This is a genomic window from Bdellovibrio sp. ArHS (assembly GCF_000786105.1).
Classification (GTDB): Bacteria; Bdellovibrionota; Bdellovibrionia; order Bdellovibrionales; family Bdellovibrionaceae; genus Bdellovibrio.
Genome location: NZ_JTEV01000010.1, coordinates 41,170 through 60,352, shown reverse-complemented (window position 1 = coordinate 60,352; position 19,183 = coordinate 41,170). Strand labels below are relative to the sequence as shown.

General features: G+C 47.2%; 21 protein-coding genes and 1 pseudogene. 7 read left to right on the top strand and 15 right to left on the bottom strand.

Features of this window, described 5'->3' with window-relative positions; genetic code table 11:
• Positions 1–28 precede the first annotated feature (28 nt).
• The 7 genes and pseudogenes from fliR to OM95_RS04640 form a co-directional block, all read right to left on the bottom strand.
• Entirely contained in the window at positions 29–808 is a 780-nt protein-coding gene (gene fliR, locus OM95_RS04670) for a flagellar biosynthetic protein FliR (RefSeq protein ID WP_041870837.1), read from the bottom strand.
• Positions 809–1,081: a flagellar biosynthesis protein FliQ gene (gene fliQ, locus OM95_RS04665; RefSeq protein WP_041870835.1), complete on the bottom strand. Its 273-nt coding sequence runs from the start codon at positions 1,079–1,081 to the stop codon at positions 809–811. It lies immediately after the preceding gene.
• 9 nt (positions 1,082–1,090) lie between these two features.
• Entirely contained in the window at positions 1,091–1,849 is a 759-nt protein-coding gene (gene fliP, locus OM95_RS04660; protein ID WP_041870833.1) for a flagellar type III secretion system pore protein FliP, read from the bottom strand.
• Complete coding sequence (locus tag OM95_RS04655; protein WP_041870831.1) at positions 1,846–2,496, bottom strand: flagellar biosynthetic protein FliO; 651 nt, start codon at positions 2,494–2,496, stop codon at positions 1,846–1,848. Before OM95_RS04655 ends, fliP begins: the two co-directional genes overlap by 4 nt.
• Before the next feature lie 13 nt (positions 2,497–2,509).
• A pseudogene (fliN, locus tag OM95_RS04650) lies at positions 2,510–2,773 on the bottom strand (flagellar motor switch protein FliN); the annotation flags it as partial.
• 114 nt (positions 2,774–2,887) lie between these two features.
• Positions 2,888–3,892, bottom strand: a complete 1,005-nt coding sequence (gene fliM, locus OM95_RS04645) for a flagellar motor switch protein FliM (RefSeq protein ID WP_041870827.1) — start codon at positions 3,890–3,892, stop codon at positions 2,888–2,890.
• Positions 3,893–3,901: 9 nt separating this feature from the next.
• Positions 3,902–4,435 carry a flagellar basal body-associated FliL family protein gene (locus tag OM95_RS04640; RefSeq protein WP_041870825.1) on the bottom strand — a complete coding sequence of 178 codons (534 nt, stop codon included), beginning with the start codon at positions 4,433–4,435 and terminating at the stop codon, positions 3,902–3,904.
• A 249-nt stretch (positions 4,436–4,684) separates the two neighbouring features.
• Between OM95_RS04640 and OM95_RS04635 the strand changes: the two genes are divergently transcribed.
• From OM95_RS04635 to OM95_RS04625, 3 genes are all read left to right on the top strand, one after another.
• Positions 4,685–4,957, top strand: a complete 273-nt coding sequence (locus OM95_RS04635) for a CsbD family protein (RefSeq protein WP_041870823.1) — start codon at positions 4,685–4,687, stop codon at positions 4,955–4,957.
• Positions 4,958–5,112: 155 nt separating this feature from the next.
• Positions 5,113–5,658 carry a hypothetical protein gene (locus OM95_RS04630; protein WP_041870821.1) on the top strand — a complete coding sequence of 182 codons (546 nt, stop codon included), beginning with the start codon at positions 5,113–5,115 and terminating at the stop codon, positions 5,656–5,658.
• Between the two features lie 106 nt (positions 5,659–5,764).
• Positions 5,765–7,072, top strand: a complete 1,308-nt coding sequence (locus tag OM95_RS04625; protein WP_041870819.1) for an NAD(P)/FAD-dependent oxidoreductase — start codon at positions 5,765–5,767, stop codon at positions 7,070–7,072.
• Here OM95_RS04625 and OM95_RS04620 read toward each other — a convergent pair whose 3' ends face one another.
• Together OM95_RS04620 and OM95_RS04615 are read right to left on the bottom strand one after the other, a co-directional pair.
• Entirely contained in the window at positions 7,073–7,396 is a 324-nt protein-coding gene (locus OM95_RS04620) for a hypothetical protein (protein WP_041870817.1), read from the bottom strand.
• A gap of 112 nt (positions 7,397–7,508) precedes the next feature.
• The gene (locus OM95_RS04615; RefSeq protein WP_291515571.1) at positions 7,509–8,378 is read right to left on the bottom strand and encodes an inositol monophosphatase family protein; all 870 of its coding nucleotides are present in this window, start codon (positions 8,376–8,378) and stop codon (positions 7,509–7,511) included.
• 138 nt (positions 8,379–8,516) lie between these two features.
• On the opposite strand from OM95_RS04615, the gene OM95_RS04610 reads away from it, so the two are divergent.
• Positions 8,517–9,314 (top strand): SPOR domain-containing protein, encoded by a 798-nt coding sequence (locus OM95_RS04610; RefSeq protein ID WP_291515570.1) that lies wholly within the window; start codon positions 8,517–8,519, stop codon positions 9,312–9,314.
• Here the strand turns inward: OM95_RS04610 and OM95_RS04605 are convergent, their stop codons facing one another.
• From OM95_RS04605 to OM95_RS04595, 3 genes are read right to left on the bottom strand one after another with little or no spacing between them, the layout of a single operon-like run.
• Positions 9,315–10,361 (bottom strand): pectin acetylesterase-family hydrolase, encoded by a 1,047-nt coding sequence (locus OM95_RS04605; RefSeq protein ID WP_041870813.1) that lies wholly within the window; start codon positions 10,359–10,361, stop codon positions 9,315–9,317.
• A gap of 60 nt (positions 10,362–10,421) precedes the next feature.
• Positions 10,422–11,024 (bottom strand): hypothetical protein, encoded by a 603-nt coding sequence (locus tag OM95_RS04600; protein WP_041870811.1) that lies wholly within the window; start codon positions 11,022–11,024, stop codon positions 10,422–10,424.
• Positions 11,021–12,370, bottom strand: coding sequence for a hypothetical protein (locus tag OM95_RS04595; protein WP_291515569.1), 1,350 nt, complete (start codon positions 12,368–12,370; stop codon positions 11,021–11,023). The genes OM95_RS04600 and OM95_RS04595 overlap by 4 nt, the downstream gene beginning before the upstream one ends.
• A gap of 186 nt (positions 12,371–12,556) precedes the next feature.
• Between OM95_RS04595 and OM95_RS04590 the strand changes: the two genes are divergently transcribed.
• Positions 12,557–14,851, top strand: a complete 2,295-nt coding sequence (locus OM95_RS04590; protein WP_041870809.1) for a UvrD-helicase domain-containing protein — start codon at positions 12,557–12,559, stop codon at positions 14,849–14,851.
• Between the two features lie 87 nt (positions 14,852–14,938).
• Positions 14,939–15,442 (top strand): hypothetical protein, encoded by a 504-nt coding sequence (locus OM95_RS04585; RefSeq protein ID WP_041870807.1) that lies wholly within the window; start codon positions 14,939–14,941, stop codon positions 15,440–15,442.
• A 54-nt stretch (positions 15,443–15,496) separates the two neighbouring features.
• Here OM95_RS04585 and OM95_RS04580 read toward each other — a convergent pair whose 3' ends face one another.
• Positions 15,497–15,994: a hypothetical protein gene (locus OM95_RS04580; protein ID WP_041870806.1), complete on the bottom strand. Its 498-nt coding sequence runs from the start codon at positions 15,992–15,994 to the stop codon at positions 15,497–15,499.
• 234 nt (positions 15,995–16,228) lie between these two features.
• On the opposite strand from OM95_RS04580, the gene OM95_RS04575 reads away from it, so the two are divergent.
• A complete protein-coding gene (locus OM95_RS04575; RefSeq protein ID WP_041870805.1) occupies positions 16,229–16,690 on the top strand; it encodes a hypothetical protein in 462 nt (153 codons plus the stop codon).
• 48 nt (positions 16,691–16,738) lie between these two features.
• On the opposite strand, the gene OM95_RS04570 is transcribed toward OM95_RS04575, so the two are convergent.
• Complete coding sequence (locus tag OM95_RS04570) at positions 16,739–17,572, bottom strand: flagellin (protein ID WP_041870803.1); 834 nt, start codon at positions 17,570–17,572, stop codon at positions 16,739–16,741.
• A gap of 132 nt (positions 17,573–17,704) precedes the next feature.
• Positions 17,705–18,901 carry a KamA family radical SAM protein gene (locus OM95_RS04565; protein WP_041871080.1) on the bottom strand — a complete coding sequence of 399 codons (1,197 nt, stop codon included), beginning with the start codon at positions 18,899–18,901 and terminating at the stop codon, positions 17,705–17,707.
• Between the last annotated feature and the right edge of the window lie 282 nt (positions 18,902–19,183).

Genomic DNA, 19,183 nt, shown 5'->3' with positions numbered 1-19,183 from the left:
TTCCTTCCTAGAACTTAAAAGCCTGTTACTATAAGTGTTTCATCACTGCGAACAATTTGCTAGCAGTGATATCCACTACACTTTGCATTTCCATGGTCATCAAAGGCAGGCACAGGAAAACCACGGCCATACCGATCATGATTGTCACTGGCATGCTCGTTACCAAGACGTTGATCTGGGGAACGGCTCGGCCAAGAATCCCCATCGCTACGTTTACTAACAAGATGGTCACCATCACCGGCGCACACATCTTAATTGCCATAATCATAACGTCTTGGCCGTAAGCGGCCATTTCGGCGAAAGGCCCCACATTCAGAGAAAGCGAGCTGACAGGAATCAGATCGTAGCTTTGCGCAATTGCGCCGATAAGCATGTGGTGGCCATTGATAGCTAAAAAAACCAAGGTTCCTAAAGTTGAATAGAATTGGTCTATCACGTTTCCGTTACTGCCCAACATCGGGTTGTACATCTGAGAGGCACTTAAACCCACAGACATGGAAACCAAATCCCCTGTCATTGTGACGATAAAGAAGAACAGTCGGGTTAAAAATCCCAGGCTTAATCCGACAATCAACTCGCGGACGGCTAAACCTATGATTTCATTGGAAACTAAAGAGTAGTCAACGTTCCCCACTTTAACCAAAGGGAACAAAAGAACGCTTAATACAATGGCAAGAAGGACTTTAATAGAAACCGTAATACTGGGAGAGCCAAAAACCGCTGAAGAGATGACAAAGGCGATCATGCGCAGGAACACCAGCGCAAAAAGCAGAATCTGAGCCTCGGTCATCGTACTCCAGTTAATCATCTATTCCCTTACCATCACGGCTATATTTTCAAAAAGATTCACGGTGTAAGTGCTCATCACATCCATCATCCATGGCCCGGCCAGCACGAAAACCAAAGCCACAACAATCATCTTCGGAATGAAGGTCAAAGTCGCTTCGTTGATCTGAGTCAGGGCCTGGAAAATACTGACTGCCAAACCCACAACCAGCGTACTGATCAAAAGCGGCGCCGCCAGCATCGCTGTCGTTCTAAGGGCATCCTGTCCAAGTCTAATTACTAATTCGTCTGTCATCTTTCACCTCTACCCAAAGCTCTTAACCATGGAGCCAATAAGCAGACCCCATCCATCCACTAGGACGAAAAGCATGATCTTAAAGGGTAACGAAATAACTACTGGAGGAAGCATCATCATCCCCATCGCCATCAAGACACTGGAAGCCACGATATCGATGACCAGGAAAGGAAGGAAAATAATAAAACCAATCTGAAATGCGGTTTTCAATTCAGACACAACAAATGCGGGCACCAGAACCATGGTGGGAACGTCGGCTCGCGTTTTAGGGGCTTCTACCTTAGAAAGTTTAATGAAGAGAGCCAAGTCGGCATCCCGGGTCTGATGAAACATGAACTTACGCAAAGGAGCGAGCGTGTTTTCAATGGCCGCGTCCTGAGAAATCTTTCCCGCCAAATAGGGTTGAATTCCGTTTTGGTTCATTTCGTTGAAGGCCGGTTGCATCACAAAGAAAGTCAAAAATAAAGCCAGCCCCACCAACAATTGATTGGGTGGCATTTGTTGAACACCCATCGCCTGTCTTAAGAATGACAACACGATGATGATACGGGTAAAGCCCGTCATCATAATCAAGATCGCCGGTGCTAAAGTCAGCACCGTCATGATCAGGATCAATTTCACCGCATTCACAACCTCATTTGGGTTGTCCGTCGTCTTAAAACCCAGATTCACCGTGGGCAATGTCACTTGTGCAAAAGCAGAGGAACTGATCAGAAGAACAAGGGGCAAAAGTAAAAGACTGCAAAGAGTCCAATTCCATTTTCTCACTGAAGAGACCTCATTCCTTTAAGACGTTTGGAAACGATGTCCTTAATACCACTGATCGCAAAATCGTCATCCGTTTCAAGTGCCGACGCCTTCTTTCGCGAAGCGGGCGCTTCCGGTTCTTGAGTTCCTTCATCGAAGGAAGCCTTAGAACCCAAGACTTTGCCGAAGCTTTGCGGGACTTCTTCCGGCATCTCGTCATCCAATAGCGACAAAGATTTGATCATCGAAATATTATGGTCCGTGATCCCGACAAGAATGGATTCGCCGGCGACCCGCACAATCGCCAGACTCTTTTTCGGACCTAGATAGTGCTGCTGAAGCACCTTGATCTGAGTCTGATGTTGTTTGGCTTTGGGAATTGAGTATTTGCGAAGAAAGATGAAAGCACCCGTTCCCACCAGACCTAAGATGGAAAGAGTAAAAAGAATACGGAACAATCCGCTGCCTTCAGAAGTCGCCTTCTTGTTGCCTTCCAAGTTCAAAGGAATCTCGGATTCTTTACGATTGTCAATTTTAGCACTTTCAGAAATTCCCGCCGGTGCTTCCGCTGTGGCAGAAACTTCCGCGGTAACACTGGATGGCGCTGTGGTTTCCGCCGCCTGAGCAGAAACTGAGAACACAAAAAGTAAAGAAAGCAACAAACGCATCTAAAACCTCAACCTATTTAAGTTGTTCCACACGCTCAGCCGGAGAAATAATATCCGTCAAACGCACACCGAACTTCTCGTTGACCACCACGGCTTCACCGCGAGCGATCAACTTGTCGTTCACGTACACTTCCATGGGCTCACCAGCCAATTTATTCAGTTCGATAACGCTTCCTTGAGTCAGATTTAAAAGCTCACTCACCGGCATTTTCGTACGGCCTAATTCCACAGATACTTTCAGTGGAATATCCAGGATCAAATTCAAGTTGCGATCGCTTTGAGCTGTCGGAGCCGCAGAAGATTTTTTCGCTCCGCCGTCAGCGATACCGGCTGCTTCCGCAACCAACTGATCCGCCAAGTTGTCCAATGTATCGTCACTCATTATATCCCCCTACCCCTTTGTCACCGGTCGAGTCACTTGGACTGCCACAGTTCCGTGATGAATTCCGTAATAACCTTTAAATTTTTTAACGCCTTCAACAGTCACGTCGAATTCTCCGGAAGCGTCTTGATCCAATGGAATCACGTCTCCGACTTTTAAACTCATCATGTCGCGAAGTTTAATTTCTGTTTCACCCAGGTTTACTTTGATTTCCATATCAGTCTCGAGAAGTTGTTCCTGAATAATTGATGTCCAAAGTTTTTTATCCGTCTGATCCGACTCAACCTGGAAGCCCGTGGAAAGTTTTTGTTTGATGGGCTCGATCGTCGCATACGGAATCACGATGGAAATCGTGCCAGTCGCATTTTCCAGCTCAACGTCGAATGTCGACGCGATCACCACGTCAGTGGGCGGCACGATCCCTACGAACTGAGGATTGACTTCGGTACGCACAAAAGAACAGCCGATCTTTTCGATAGAAGCCCAGGCCATTTCCAGATCATTGATCGCCAGACCCACGACTTTCTGAACGATAGAAAGTTCAATTGGAGTAAAATCTTTACCGTCAATTTTAGTATAAGGGCGATCTGCACCGCCGAAGAAGCTGTCCACCAAGGCATAGGCCAATTTACTTTCGATCACGAACAAAGCGGAACCACGCAAGTTACCGAAACGCAAAACGCTCATGCAGGTGGGCATCGGAAGGGTATTAATAAACTCACCGAACTTCAAAAACTCTGTCGAAGTTAAGGTGATAGAAGCGATTTTCCGAAGCGCAGACGACAGAGAAACGCGGAAGGCGCGCATGAATTTTTCGTAAATAACTTCCAACTGGGGAAGGCGGCCGCGAATAATACGGTCTTGGCTGGTGAGGTCGTAAGAAACAATCTTACGCTCATCCACCTTACCGACGTTCTGCGCTTCCGGCTTGGACGTATCCGCCGACGCGACATCCCCATCAGAGACCGCGGCTAACAGAGCATCCACTTCACTTTGCGAAAGAACCTGATTCATAGTCCTGCCTTAGTTGTAGATAAATTCAGTGAAGAACACATTCGAGATCTTTCCCTGCACTAGGAAAGAATTGATCGTATCCTTGATTTCGTTTCTTAAACCGTCTTTACCTTCACGACTTGCAACGTCTTCATAAGTCTTTGAAGAAAGTATGATAATGATGATGTCGCGGATTTGCGCTTTACGCTTTTCGATTTCATCAAGAACGTGGTCGCCTTTGACCTCTAATTCCATGTTTACTTTCGCGACTTTACGGCCTTTAGATCCGGCTAGATTGACGATGAAAGTTTCCAAAGGCACAACCTTGCCCACGACTTCTTTTTCTTCCGTGGCTTCTTTATGTTGTGCTTCGGCTTCACCCTTAATGACTTGTTCAATTTTAGGTTCTGCGGCTTCTTTTTTTCTGCCTTGATAAAGCATAAAGCCCACCCCGGCGACCACCAACATATTGATAACCGCTAGGGCGATAAGTAGAATAGGCTTTTGTCCAGATCCCCCGCTCGGAGCTGACACTTCCGCTGCTGCCGCTTTTTCTTCAGCCATTCATCCTCCATGATGAAAGACCACAGAGTGGTCCTGACAGAAAACAAAGCAACTAAGATGCCAACGCAACTATGGTCGAGGTCCAGGAGACCGCAACCAACATATTTGATCTAAGGCAAATTTTGCCGCCCAGGAAAATGTTACCGAGAAGAAATTCTCTGACAGCAGTCAAAGTTTTGGCACGAAGATTTGACTGTTGGTCTGTCGCACGATCTCCTGAACGAAGACAAACACAACCAGGAGGTCGTTATGAATAAGGATATCTTCCAAGGAAAAATCAAAGAAATTTCTGGCGAAATTCGCAAAAAATGGGGCGAACTCACGGACGATGAAATCCAAAGAACTAAGGGCAACTCGGAAGCCCTGAGTGGTCTAGTTCAACAAAAAATGGGCTTAACAAAAGAAGAAGCTTCCCGCCAAGTGAACGACCTTATGTCGTCCATGGAAGAGAAATACCGTGAAGGCGCGGATAAGGTGAATCAGGGTATTGATAAAATGAAGGATAAGCTATCTCGCCATTGAAAAATATCTCATGATTTTAAGAGGGGTGATGGCTCGCCCCTTTTAAAAAAGACCAATTCTTAGACACTTCTAAAAACCTTTCATCGCTGAGCGAACACTTCTTTATTTTGAGATGAGGATTTGCTATCACTATCGCCTCACACAAAGGAGCTTTCGTGAAAACGCTAATCGTCACTCTTGCCGCTTTATTGGGAACTCATGCAGCCTCTGCGGAAACGGCGAATCTTTTTAAAACTTTCGATGGTTCTATGGTTCACTGCCAAGGCGATCAAAAATCCCTTAATGCAGTAGGAAGCAAGGCCATTCAGGTTGAACTGATCAACCCGGCAAGTTCTCAAAAGAACTTAGATGCCTCTTTGAAGGTGTCTGTCGTTCGTTGCCAAGATTCCCGTTGGGTGATGGACAACAATCCCGCACGTGAGACTTATATCGCCGATAATAACGTTTCCGTGGAAGTTAAGTATTCTAATTATGAAGCTTTAATCGTGGATAAAGACTACCAAGTCGTGTCTGTTCTTAACCTGGGTGATGTCGAATCCCAAAGCGCGCAGACACAATCTTTAAGCGTGAATAAGACTGCGGAAAACCCTCAGGACCTTGAAGTGATCGTGCGTGCGACTGTTGAAGTACGGGCTTCCAATGGTTATTATCAAAAAGAAGTCAGAAACTTCGGTTCTTACCGTCTTCGTATTCAAAAATAGTATCTTCTTTCAGACGACAGCGCTGCGCTGTCGTCTTCATCCTGAGATTCGACACTTCTTCGTTAATTTCCCTGTCCTTCGATTTCGCTTCTTTTAAAATTTCTTCATGCCTACGAATAAGAAATACGACGTCATCATTGTTGGCGCGGGAGCCGCAGGTTTGACATGCGCCCGACAGCTTTTGCGGGCGGGTAAAAAAGTCTGTCTGGTAGAAGCGCGGGAGCGTGTCGGCGGCCGCATTTATTCGCAACCTCACCACATTGAGCCCATTGAACTGGGCGCAGAGTTTCTGCATGGCACCCCTCAGCTTCTATTACAACTTATAGAAGAACAAAATGGCACCTTCGTCACCGCACCAGAGGAGCATTTGTTTTTACAAGGTCGTTCCCTTATTCCCCTAAAAAACTTTGAAAAAGAATTTGCAAAGATATCCAAAAGATTAAACAGAAATCCCAAAACAGACCGCAGTGTCGCGGATTTCTTAAAGACCTTGAAGGACACGCCGACGGAATACAGACAATCCTTCGTCGCTTACGTCGAGGGCTTTCAAGGAGCCGATTTGGAGCTGATTGGGGAAAAATCTTTGGCCTTAGCAGAAAGCCAAGACGAAGGCACGATTGGCGAGGACGGTGCATTTCGACCTCTGCAAAGATACGCCGGCTTTTTTGAGAACATGCTAGGCCCCCACCTCCACAAAATCTTACATCTGCAACACGTCGCTAAAAGAATCGAATGGTCAAAGCAAGGGGTCGTGGTCTCAACAATATCCAAGGGACGCCGCAAGATCGCGTTCCACGGAAAACACGTCGTGCTAACCGTGCCTCTGGCTGTACTCCAGAATAATCAACCGACATCGCGGATCGAATTTGTTCCCCCACTGGTTGAAGTCGGTAACACTTTGAACGGTCTTCACATGGGGCATGTTCAACGAATTGTCTTTGAATTTAAAGACCGTTTCTGGGAGACCTTATCGCAAGGACCCGTCGTCTTTATGCGCGCCGGCCCCGAATACTACTTTCCCACCTGGTGGACCAAGAAGCCTATTCACAACACGATCCTCGTCGCCTGGCAAGGAGGTCCCAAAGCCTGGGAGATGGCCACGTGGAGCGAAAAAGACCGCGTCCATCAGGCCCTGACGACACTCTCTGCGCTCACTGGCAAGTCACGCTCTTTTCTACTGGATCATCTCAAAAATTATTACACTTACAACTGGAGCCGCGATCCGTTTAGTTTAGGAGCTTATAGCTATACGGGTGTCGAAAGAACCAAATCGCGAAGACGGATCACCATGCCTATTCAGGGAAGAATCTGGCTGGCTGGCGAAGCGTTTGCGAAACACTCCGCTCAGGGAACCGTTCATGGTGCGATGCAGACCGGGCAGCGAGTCGCCATGTCGCTTTTAAAAAGGCTCTGACTATTCCTCACCTGTCATATAAACGCGTAAAACTCGGCAAGAAGAATTTGTTGTGGCAGTCACGATTTCATAAGTCAGGCTTCCGCAAGCTTCAAAATCCGCAGGGTCACAATGAAGAACAGAAGCCTCATAGACAGAAATCAGACGTTTTCCTTGAATCTCACTCGTCAGCAATTCAATTTCAGGCGTTTGAATTGCCGAAGCTTCATAATCCAGCTGGGCTTTTTGCACCACCGCTTTGCGAACTTTCACTTTACAGACATCTGCGGCAAAAGACTGCGACATCACCAGACTTACGAGAGCAAAAACAGCGATCACTTTCATAACTTCATCCTTTGTTATTGAATGAAGCACTGTTTATCTTAAACTTAAGATTTTTTAAATAGCACACTTATGCGATTTATTATTCATCAAAAGCATGTCGAGTGAAAAACGCTTAATTTGTGAGTGGTTGACTGTGCTTCTGACAAATGTTTTGAATCTCTTTAACAATTTCAGCATTACCAGCAACGATGGAGTTTTTATACGGATTGTATTTATCGCCTTTGTAAGTCTGCACGATTCCACCCGCCTCTTCGACTAGAAGAATACCGGCCGCCGCATCCCATGGTTGAATGTTACGCTCCCAGTAGCCATCAAAAACTCCGCGCGCGACCTGAGTGAGATCATAAGCAGCAGCGCCCGGACGACGAACCCCACGACATTTGCGTACCATCTCGTCAAAAATTTTCAGCTGTTCAGAAATTACATGCTCGTGCTCTGCCACAAATCCTGTTGCTAACAACGCTTTTTTTAATTCTGGATTGGTGGAAACTTTCAAACGCCGACCGTTGACGAAAGCACCTTGGCCGCGAATCGCGGTGTAGGTTTCATTGAGCATAGGAACATCAATGACTGCCAACTGAATATTTCCATTCATTTCCAAAGCAAGGCTGATGCAAAAAATAGGAAAGCGATGAATATAATTTGTGGTTCCATCAAGAGGGTCCACGATCCAACGTCCCTCCGGACCCGCGGGGGTCACCTCGACCTTCGCCCCGGGAGCGCTTTTCGCGGCAAAGGTTTCTTCGCCCAAGAACTCAATAGTCGGAAAATTTTTCTTAAGATGCTCCGCAATGACTCGCTCTGACTCTTTGTCGGCTTCACTGACTAGACCCGCCTGAAACTTCTCTTCAATGTGTTCTAAGTTACCGAAATAACTAAGAAGCACTTCCCGTCCCAAGCTCACCGCCTTGATAGCCGTACCTAAGACCTGCTTCCAATCCATTGATTTTGCGCCATTTTCCACGGGTTTCCCTTTGAACAATTCTTCTGATTATTGACCAGTTCCGAGACTTAAAGCTAACATGATTGAAGGGTCAAAGGAAGGGCCTTAAACTTTAGAGATGCTGTGGGAAACCAGAGCATGATAACTCAAGTGAGTTTAAACATGAGGATTGAAAAAATGAGTTCAAAAACAGATGCGGTTGTGAAACTTTCGATAGTATTCTTTGTTTCTTTGTTGTTCTTCTCAGTAGGAACATTCGTTGGCAAAAAGTACAGTGACAACCAACATCAGTTGGCGGCTCTTGAACCTCAGAAAAACAATGCACATGGTGAACGCGAAGTGGCTTCTGTCAACGGCACGCACAGCGAGACGAAGTCAGGCCAGATGACGGATGAAGAAATCGCAAAACTTGCGGAAGAATTTGTCGCTGACGACGTGGCTCCCGTTCCCGCCGCTCCTCACGCAGAGGAAGGCCACGGTGAAGCGGCTCCTCATGGCGAAGTTGCTGCCGAGACTAAGACACACGCAGAACCTAAAGCTGAAACCGCAAAACCTGCCAATCCTAAAGGTGACAAACATTCTCCAGTAACGGCGACGGAAGAGCCCTCTGCAGCGGCTAAAAACATGGTTGCCGGGAAGACTCCGACAACTCATGAAACAGCTGAACACGTGACGGCTACCAAAGAAGAACGCTTGCCTTCATCACTACCGAAAGATGTGGCGCAATACACTGTTGGAAAATTCACCGTCCAAGTGGCCTCTTACACGGATGAAGCGGAAGCGCAAAAATTGGCGTCAGATCTTAAAGGCAAAGGTTATAGTGCCTTCTATGTTCCTGCGAATATCAAAGGTAAACAGTATTACCGTGTCAGCGTTGGTCAATTTGCGACGCAAAAAGAAGCTCAGTCTTATCGCACTGAACTTCTTGCGAAAAGCAAAGTCGGCTCTGCGATCGTGCAAAAGATCACAGAATAGTCACGGCACAACTTGGTTTTCAATTCCTGATAAAACCCCGCTGGAAACGGCGGGGTTTTTCTTTTCTCCCATATAAACTCGTAAAGCGAAATCCCAGGCGGTTTCACCCTTCATATCTTTGACGGAGGCCGTTTGCTCTCGTTGCAAAAAGGTGTGGGTGACCACATCCGCAATCCAGGTTTTCACATTACTATAAGGGGCCGCGATCGCGGCGATGCCCGATGGACCTAAAACCAAACTGCGATGCGCTTCAGGAGTGATATTGCCGAACACCATCGACATCACCATATCTTTCGTCGACTGCAGTATGCCCAGTTCCCATTGATCTAAGCGCAGAAAAACCGGGCCCATCAACGGTGCAATGAAGCCATCATCCACAGAGGCCAACAAACCAATTTTCGCGAATTGATTGAGATAGTCCTGAGTCAACTGAGGCGTAAATTTCCTCCAGAAATTCTTTCCAAAGTGCAGCCCGGGACTGTCTGCAATAAGTGTTCGGCGCGTATTGGAATTCAAATAAGGACGAAGAGTTTCCGTGTGCAAAAAGGCTCCGATAGCTCCCGCTGACCACCCCCATACTGTGACATCGCGAAGATCTTGAAACGAAATCAGTCCTTGATAGCTTAAATGTGCCAAAGCAGCTTCTACATTGGTGTAGCCCGTATGATACAACGTAACCCCTGGTTTATAATGAGCTTCATGAGTGCCCGCAAAGACATCACCGGTGCAATAAGGAAAGAAAAGCGCCGAATGTCTACTCCAAGGATTCTTCGAGCTTTCTTGCGCCAGAACCGTCGTCTGTGGATCTCCAGGTAGCGGCGTTAAACGCGTCAGAGGGCTAGAGCCATAACAAGTTCCTTCAGACCAACACGCCCCCCCGCCCATAAACTCGATAAGAAGTTTATCGCTGTCTTTGTGGCTAAGATAAACACTGTAAACTTCTCCGTTTCCGCAATGGGCTCCGGGAATGTCTATCTTTTGCCAGGTTCTTGCTTGGGTCAGGGAAGAAAAAAGAATAATAAGAATGAATAGAAGTTGTGTTTTCATATTCTCATTTTTCGCGAGAATACGACTTCAGAAAACAACTTTGTTAACATTGGACGATGGTTAGAGGGGGATACGAAATCCAAAGCGCAGGACGATACTCCACACAGGATTTGGGTCGAAGTCCGAAGCAATCAAGGCTCTTCCTTCTAAACCCGCGACAAAACCAAAGTTTTGCATCTGATAGGCGGCCTCGGCGCCGACGGCCAAACCGGAGAGCATTTTCAGATTTTCCTTGTCGGTCCGGCTGTCACCCATCAGAGTCGTTTTGACCTCTTCCTGATATCCACCCAGGCCCAGTCCGCCATACAAAGATCCGGAGTATTCATCTTGAGTTTTGCTGACCAGATGATAACGGCCCCAGAGAAGCAATTCTTGATGCGTACGTGCGATGGATGACGTCGCATTCCCCGTATCTTCAGAATAGCGCGCGTATTCGCCCATAAGGCTCAGACGTTTTTTTTGCAATCCAAAAGACAAGCTTAAGGGATGCACGTTTTCGATCTCTTGAGAGTTCGCGCGTTCATAGCGCATTTCCGAATTAAGCAGGTAAAGACTTAAAAAAGCGGGTGTTTCCGGTGCTAGTTTGGCGATTTTTGCACGGGACTCTTGCGCCCAGCTCAAAGAGGCTGAAAGTATCAAAGAAATAAAAATCAAAAATCTCATTGCGCGTGGCCTTCCGCAACTGGAGTCACTGGCGTAGCGGGGGCTGTCTCTATTTTAGGAACCATCTTAAAATCGGCTTCTCCGATTTTTTCGCAGCTCACAGCTTCTTCCGGGGATGCTGCAGAAGAGGAAATCACGGCGGCCAAGAACTGACATTCCTCTTCGCGGTAGGATTCATTCATCGCAAACATTGATTTTATAAATTGGTCGGCCGAATAATAGCTGGTGTCGAGCTTATCGAAATCGACTTTTATTTTTGGAAGAACTTTAACAATTAGCTTCGCAATGTCCTTACGAGCTTGCAAATCTTCGATGTTTCGAGCCTTGCCATAAATATCCGTGTAACGCTTTAGCATGCGTGAAAACTGAGTTCCCAAAGAATAGGCATAACCCGTCACGTAATCAGAGAAGCGCGCTTTATCGGATGCTCCCGAATAGAAGATATTCAGAGATCTTTTAATGTTTTCGACTGAAGGAAGCGAGTTGACGGAATTTTCATCGCGCACCTTCAAAGACCGAGTGGCTTTTTCCGACGGCAGGGATTGCGCGATAAAGTCGGGATCGCCCGTGTACATCCATCCCCAATAATCTGCCAGACCTTCATTCAGGCCGCGAATGATGGCAAGGTGGTAGTAGATGTGCATTTGTTCTTCACTCATTTCCTCACCCGTGCTGATCGGCAACAAACGGCGATGACGAACGGAAAGATCTTCAACGATGGCTTTGTTCAGGAATGTTTCACGATTATGAATTTGCGCGCTTTCATCACTGGTCACCAACTTATAAAACAAAGAGTGAAAGTGTTCGTGTGCCAAAATACCGCCGTTAATAGGAATCGGCAGGCCTTCAGACGAATAAGGAACCAGCAGCATTGAATCCGTATTGCCGTCATAGAAAGCATTGTTAGTCAGACCGCCACGAACTTTGACGGCAACGCCCACATCGCGAGGCCAGTGATTGACTCCCCCGGCTCCGAGTTCTTCATCCAAAAGAGCCAGTCTTTGCGTGTGCGCATAGATTGTGACCAGTTGCTGGCTCAGTTCATTCGCGGGAATGAAATCCCCATCCGAGTTTTTAATAAAACGCGCCTGCGGGGCTGATCCCTGCAAACGATTGTTGGTAATCCGGGGACTCATGAAAAACTTGACGAATTTTCCCGCGACGGTCTGAAGATCGGTAATGCCCCTCAGCTCGAAAATATCCAAGGAGTAAGAACCCTTGGAATTGCTCATAGGTGCCAGAACTCGGACAGAACCGGTCTCGGTCACCGCATCGGTTTGCGGCGAGCACGCGGCTAGCGCAGATACTGAAATTGCTGCTATGAACCGACTGAAAACGTTCTTCACAAAGTCCTCTCTAAGCACTATAAACGGAAGGTGCCTCAGGCCTATTGACTAAATGCGTTATAGTTATAGTTAAAATGGTCGAAAAACTCAATGAAAACTTAGGGATAGACAAACTTTGTCAGTCCCACTAAAGGTTCGACAGCAGGAAGTCCCCCCAAAGGACCCCCCTTGTGACGAGGAAAAGCCATGGATGTACTTGATTTTGTTACGAAAGATTTAAACCCTCCGCAAAAAGACGCTGTCGAAACTTTAGAGGGGCCTTTGTTGATTTTGGCGGGCGCGGGCTCTGGAAAGACTCGGGTTCTTACGCACCGGATGGCAAATATTATCGGCCAAGGGGTCGCCGCCCCCGATGAAATTCTTTGTGTGACCTTTACCAACAAGGCCGCCAAAGAGATGGAACATCGTATTTATAAAATCCTTTCGGACATGGGGGCGCACGTGCGCTCGCAGTTGTGGATCAATACCTTTCATAGCTTTTGTGTTCGCGTCCTTCGTCAGCACATCACCTTGCTCGACTACAAACCGTTCTTCGGTATTTACGATTCTTCGGATCAGCTAAGTCAGATCAAGAAGGTCATGACGGCGTTAAACATCAACGACAAGATGTATCCGGCGAAGAATTTCCAAAGCCGCATCAGCAGTGCGAAGATGATGGGACTATCCCCGGAGGCTTTCGAAAAAAATGCCAAGCGCCTGATGGACGCCAAGACCGTCGAGGTCTACAAAGCTTATGAAGTCGAAATGAAAAAGGCCAACAGCCTGGATTTCGATGACTTACTGATGAAAACCTATGAACTTTTCCGCATGTATCCGGATGTCTTGAAAATGTATCAGGAAAAATTCCGTTACATCATGGTGGACGAGTATCAAGACACGAACCACATTCAGTATCTTTTGGTACAAATGCTGGCAAAGGCACATCGCAATCTTTGCGTCGTCGGCGACGAGGATCAATCCATCTATAGCTGGCGTGGCGCTGACATCAAAAACATTTTGGATTTCGAGAAAGACTTTCGCGAAGCCAAAGTCGTCAAACTTGAAGAAAACTATCGCTCATCAGCAAACATCGTGAATGCCGCAACGGCGGTGATCAAAAATAATTCGCAACGAAAAGATAAAACTCTTTTCACTTCCAACAATCCTGGCGATCTCATCCATGTTCGTGAAGAAAAGAACGAATATGACGAGGCGAAGTTTGTCGCAAAAACGATTCAGACCATGATGAACGAAGGCGAAGGCTCGTACAATGATTACGCGGTTTTCTATCGTACCAATGCGCAGTCTCGGGTTTTGGAAGAACAACTGCGTACACTGGCAATTCCTTACCGTCTGGTCGGCGGCGTGCGCTTTTATGAGCGCATGGAGATTAAAGACATTCTTTCTTACATGAAGCTAGCCATCAATCCCGCTGATGATATCGCTTTGAAACGAATCATCAATGTTCCCGCGCGGGGAATCGGTAAAACTACTATTGAAAAGATCGAAGAGTTTGCGGCTCAGAAGAATCTCAATATGTACCAGGCAGCGGGCAAAGCCTGTGATGAACGCCTTTTTAATGCGGGGACAACTGGAAAAATCCGCCGTTTCCTTGAACTGATGGATGAATTGCAGACCAACGCCTTGAACTTCAAGATCGTCGATTTTTATCACATCGTTCTGGATCGCACCGAGTATCTTCTGAATCTGAAGAAAGATGAATCTCCAGAGGCGCAGGCTCGTATCGAAAACTTGGAAGAACTTGACAACGCGATCGCTCAATTTGCCAAGGAACGCGGCGAAGAATCCACACTGACAAGCTTTCTTGAAGAGATGGCTTTGGTGAGTGACGTCGATTCCTTGGATCAGGAACAGAACTCCGTCACGTTGATGACATTGCATATTTCCAAAGGTTTGGAATACCCCTATGTCTTCGTCGTCGGCATGGAGGAAAACTTATTCCCCAGTGGGCGCAGTCTGGACAGCGATGGCGAAGAGGACGTGGAAGAAGAACGTCGTCTTGCCTACGTGGGTATGACTCGTGCGCGCCAAAAGCTATGGCTGACCTATGCGAAAATGCGCCGGGTGTGGGGTCAGGAACAAATGAATCCTCCTTCGCGCTTTATCAAAGAGATTCCCAAAGAGTTCATCGATTTCAAAGCCGCAGCAGAAGGGCCTCGCTTTGTTTCCCGCTATGGCTCAAGCTCTTACGATGCCGACAGTGCTTTTGATAGTCCTCGCTGGGGTTCTTTAGCATCCGATCGCAACAAAGCCCGCCCTTCCGGTTTTGACGATGGCCAGGCCTTTCCTGACTATGAAAACGAAGGAGCTCCACATGGGGGCCAATTCACGAAAGGCATGCGGGTCCGCCATCCCACGTTTGGAGCAGGCACTGTGTATGCGACAGAGGGAACTGGTGAAAACTTTAAAGTCAGCGTCATGTTCACGGATAACACCGTGAAGAAGTTTGTGGTGAAATACGCGCGATTGGAGCGCATTTAGGATATTGATATTGAGCACAATTTGTATTTTTGTGTTGCCAAAATATTGGTTCCTGACAAATCTAGTTCGGCTACCTGAGGAGGTTCTGTGAAAAAGTATTTTGTTGTAGCATGTTTATTGGTTTCTTCTGTTTCTTTTGCTCAAAGACCGGCACGCACTGTAGCTTCTTATGGCGACAAAGCAGCCAGCATCAGTTTGGGCATGACAAGTTCTGCGCTTAACATTGGCGGCAGAATGGAATTTAGCAACGAACAAGGCGCCTTCGGTGGTTACGTGTTCTTGCAAACTGAAAAGAAAGATGCGCAAGTACCGCAAATCTTGTCTTTCGGCGGTCACTCTTTGATCAAGCTTGTTGATGCTTCTAATGTCAGCGCGTTCATCGCTCCTGGTATCGGCATCTCTATGACCAAAATGGACGGAGCTGACGATAAAACTGTCGTTGGTCCAAGCTTCCGTTATGGCGGTCAAATCAAGTTGCCTCGCGGCGCAGGCGCTTTGGGTCTTGAGCGTATGGAAATCTGGAACTGGTTCGACAGCGACTCTGTAGGTTCTGCTGCGATCACTTCAGCTGTTTACACTTTCAACTTCTAAATTTGAAATTGAAATTGAAACAAAAAAGCCCGGCATCTGCTGGGCTTTTTTTATTTATTCACAAGGTCCTTCATAAAGGTCATTTTGAATCAGATGACCGCGGGTTTCTCGGAACCAGGTCTGTATCCGCACAGCATCCCCTTCCAAAATATCTCCATCACCCAAGGCACCATCTTGCTCGACAACCTGAATGTAGTGAACCAACTCGTGAACCAGCGAATCCACGGGCGTGCGGGGATGTTTGTAAGACGTGCGTTTATTCATTAAATAAATCGTATTAGTGTTGCCGTCAAAAACGTTAAGAAAGAAGTCAGGACGAAGTCCCCACCACTTTTCCATCGCATCTTGAAAAACGATCAAATCCGTTTGGCTTTCAATTTTTAAGCCGGGACTGCTCGTTCCCTGACTGCGCATGTGCTTGCGAACCACTTTTAAAAGACACTCTTTGTTTTCCTGAAGTTTGTCGGCATCCCAATAGTCCGTGCTTTGCGCCAGGGCCGCTGAGCTTCCGATCATAAATATGAATAAAGCAGATCCCAGAATTTTAAGCACAGAGGCCTCCTCGCCAGACAAAGATTCTAGAACTGCGTTTTGCAAAGGCCTGGCCAAAGAAATCCATGGCCTAGTCGCAATTAATTAGCCGTCATCACTTTGGTCTGCTATTCCAGACGCCCGTCGCGGTTCTATGTCAAAAATATCGACATGGTTCCCTCACGAACCCGCGCAAGGTCTTGAAGAATTTCTGCGAGCGTTGCCCTGGGATTGTGACGCTTGTAGTGTTTAAGTATGAACACATTCAAGTACGTCTTGCTTTCGATTTTCGTTTTATATCCCGCGCTTTCGTTCTCGGCACCCGCGGGCTTCTTTCTTACCGGCACTAAAGAAATCACCGAAGACATGGTTCGTTTTCATTATCTTTCCAATGATGGCACTTTAGACCTGAAGTGCACGCATCTCTTTGACAAGCCCGATGCGCACGATTGGGATGTCTGGTGCGGCAAGGGAACAAAGTGGTTGCGTCAGTTCCGCGTGCATTTTCTGGTAAGAAAATATCAAGGAAAGACGGAACCAAAATCTGCTTATGAAGTTTTGTATTGGGTGATTGATCGCGATCAACCGATGAACAAGGCTTTTGCTTCCACGTCGTCATGGATTCAGTTCAACAATCCTTCAAACTTGGAGCGTCTGAGCTTCAGTCAAGGAGTCGAGAATGATTACGCCTATCTGACGGTGGAGCTCACTCCCTAAAAAAGAGATGGCCCGAAAAGCCGGGCCACCCCTAACGGAGAAATTCAATCAACCAATCAATTTGAGAGCCAATTGGTTTGCTTGGTTTGCCTGCGCCAACACCGAGGTTCCCGCCTGCAATAAAATATTATTTCGAATCATTTCGCTTGAAGCCGCCGCAACATCAGTATCCCGAATACGACTGTTCGCCGCTGAAAGGTTTTCCTGAGTCACTCCCAGATTATCGACAGTGGAAGTCAGACGATTCTGCAAGGCTCCCAGATAGGCGCGCGTTCCACTGACGTTGGTTTGTGCTGCATCCAAACGCGCCAACGCCTCTTGCGCCCCTTCTTTCGAGGAATAGTCGAGACCATCCAAGCCAAGAGCATCTGTAGTCGCGGCGTGCGCGCCTGCATCGAAGGAAATGCGATCTGCAAAAGCATCGTTGCCAATTCCAACTTGAAAATCAAACTTTGGGGCTGAACCATCCAAAAGTTTCGTCGTTCCCCAAGTCGTCGACTTCGCGATACGCTGCATTTCGTCTTTCAACTGTGTGACCTCTTTATTGAGCATCCCACGTTCTGTTTCGCCAACAGTGTCAGAAGCCGCTTGGATGCCCAGCTCACGCAGACGAACAATGATGTTGCCGATCTCATTCAATCCGCCTTCGGCTGTCTGAATGAGCGAAATTCCATCATTCGCGTTTCTTTGCGCCTGCGATGCAGAACGAATCTGAGCTTTCAATCTTTCAGAAATAGCCAAACCGGCGGCATCATCGGCCGCTTTATTGATGCGACTGCCAGATGCCAGCTTTGCCATCGAATCATTGACGGCTCTTTGTGAACCCACCAAATTTCTTTGTGCATTCAACGCCGCAATGTTTGTTGTTACTCTCATTCCCATAAATTCCTCGAAGTGACTCGTTATTTTTTTCGGTAACAAGCCACGGAACTTCACAAGACTATGGGATAATTTTCGCTCCGAACGCAAACACGTCTTTGTTGCAAAAGACGAGTCCTGCGCAATATTGATTCACTAAAGTGTTTCGAGCTGAGATTTCGAATTTTTTAGGGCGCGCCACTCGTCTTCATAGAGCGAGGCATCGGGCTTTTTGATCTTTTCTGGGGCCGGGCTTACGTATTCCGCTTTGACTCCGTCCCAGCCGACGTAATGGCGGGTCAACCCCTCCTGCCCGACTTCAAAATTTGGAACAAGATAGGTTTTGCCTCCACCATTGGGAATATCCAAAGATAAATTCGGCATCGCCAATCCCGAAAGATGGCCCCACAATTCTTTCTGAATTTGCAGCGAGTCCTCGACCGAGGTTCTTAGGTGATCAGTGCCAATCGAAGGATCACATTGAAACATGTAATAAGGTTTCACGCGTAAATACAGAAGTCGGCGATTCAAAGCTTGCACAATCGCCGGATGATTGTTGATTCCGTTGAGCAGAACCATCTGGTTCATCACTGGAATACCATTGTCTACGAATCTTTCCAGCGCCGCGACGGCTTCCGCCGTCAGCTCGCGAGGATGATTGAAGTGGGACATCAAGAAGACGGGTTTGTGTTTTTTAAGTATTCGCACAAGATCATCCGTCACACGCATCGGGCACACCACCGGCATCCGCGAACCGATGCGAATGATTTCAATGTGTTCGATATTTCTTAAATCCGTCAGAACACGATCCAACTGCGCATCGCTGACTGTCAACGGATCACCACCTGAAAGAATCACCTCCCGAAGCCCCGAATGTTGACGAATATAGTTCAACGCCTGTTCATATTCGTCGTTTCGTATAAACGCCTGTTCTTGGCCCGTGAAGTGTTTGCGCGTGCAAAAACGGCAGTAAACGCTGCAAATGTCTGTGATTAAAAATAAGGCTCGATCGGAATATCGGTGAATCACACGCGGCGCGGGGTTGTTTTTCTTTTCCCCTAAGGGATCGACCATCTGCTGCAACCCCTCTTCGATTTCATAGCGATGAGGCATTAAAATCTGTCGGATAGACTCGCCAGCCTCCCCCGCCAAGCTCGCGTAGTAAGGCGTCGTACGCACATTAAAGAGTTCTTTGCCGCCGTCAAACGCCGCCTTTTCGTCGTCAGTAAGGACGAAGTGCTTGGCGAAATCATTTTGGGTTTTCAGGCTGTGACGAAGCTGCCAGGTCCAATTATTCCAATCGGACTGAGAGATATGTTCTGGCTTGGGGCTTGGCGGGAAAGAAAACTTCATCGTCGTGGTTATGAATGAAACAAAGATATTAGGCAAGAAGGTCTTCACCGGTGACGTGATTGGGCTTTTCCGGGTGTTTTTCCCCTTAGCGCCGCCGGCGGACTTAAGCTATTGATATTAGGTCATTTTATATACTTCTCAGGCTGGGACACCAGAAGTTTTACAGAGAGACCTTGCGAAGCGTTCATTCTCAATACGAGAAGCCTTTTAGATTTCCATCACTTAGACCTCTTGGCCTTGTTCCCTGCGGTTGGCGCGCCTCTCGCTTTATAAAGGGATAGG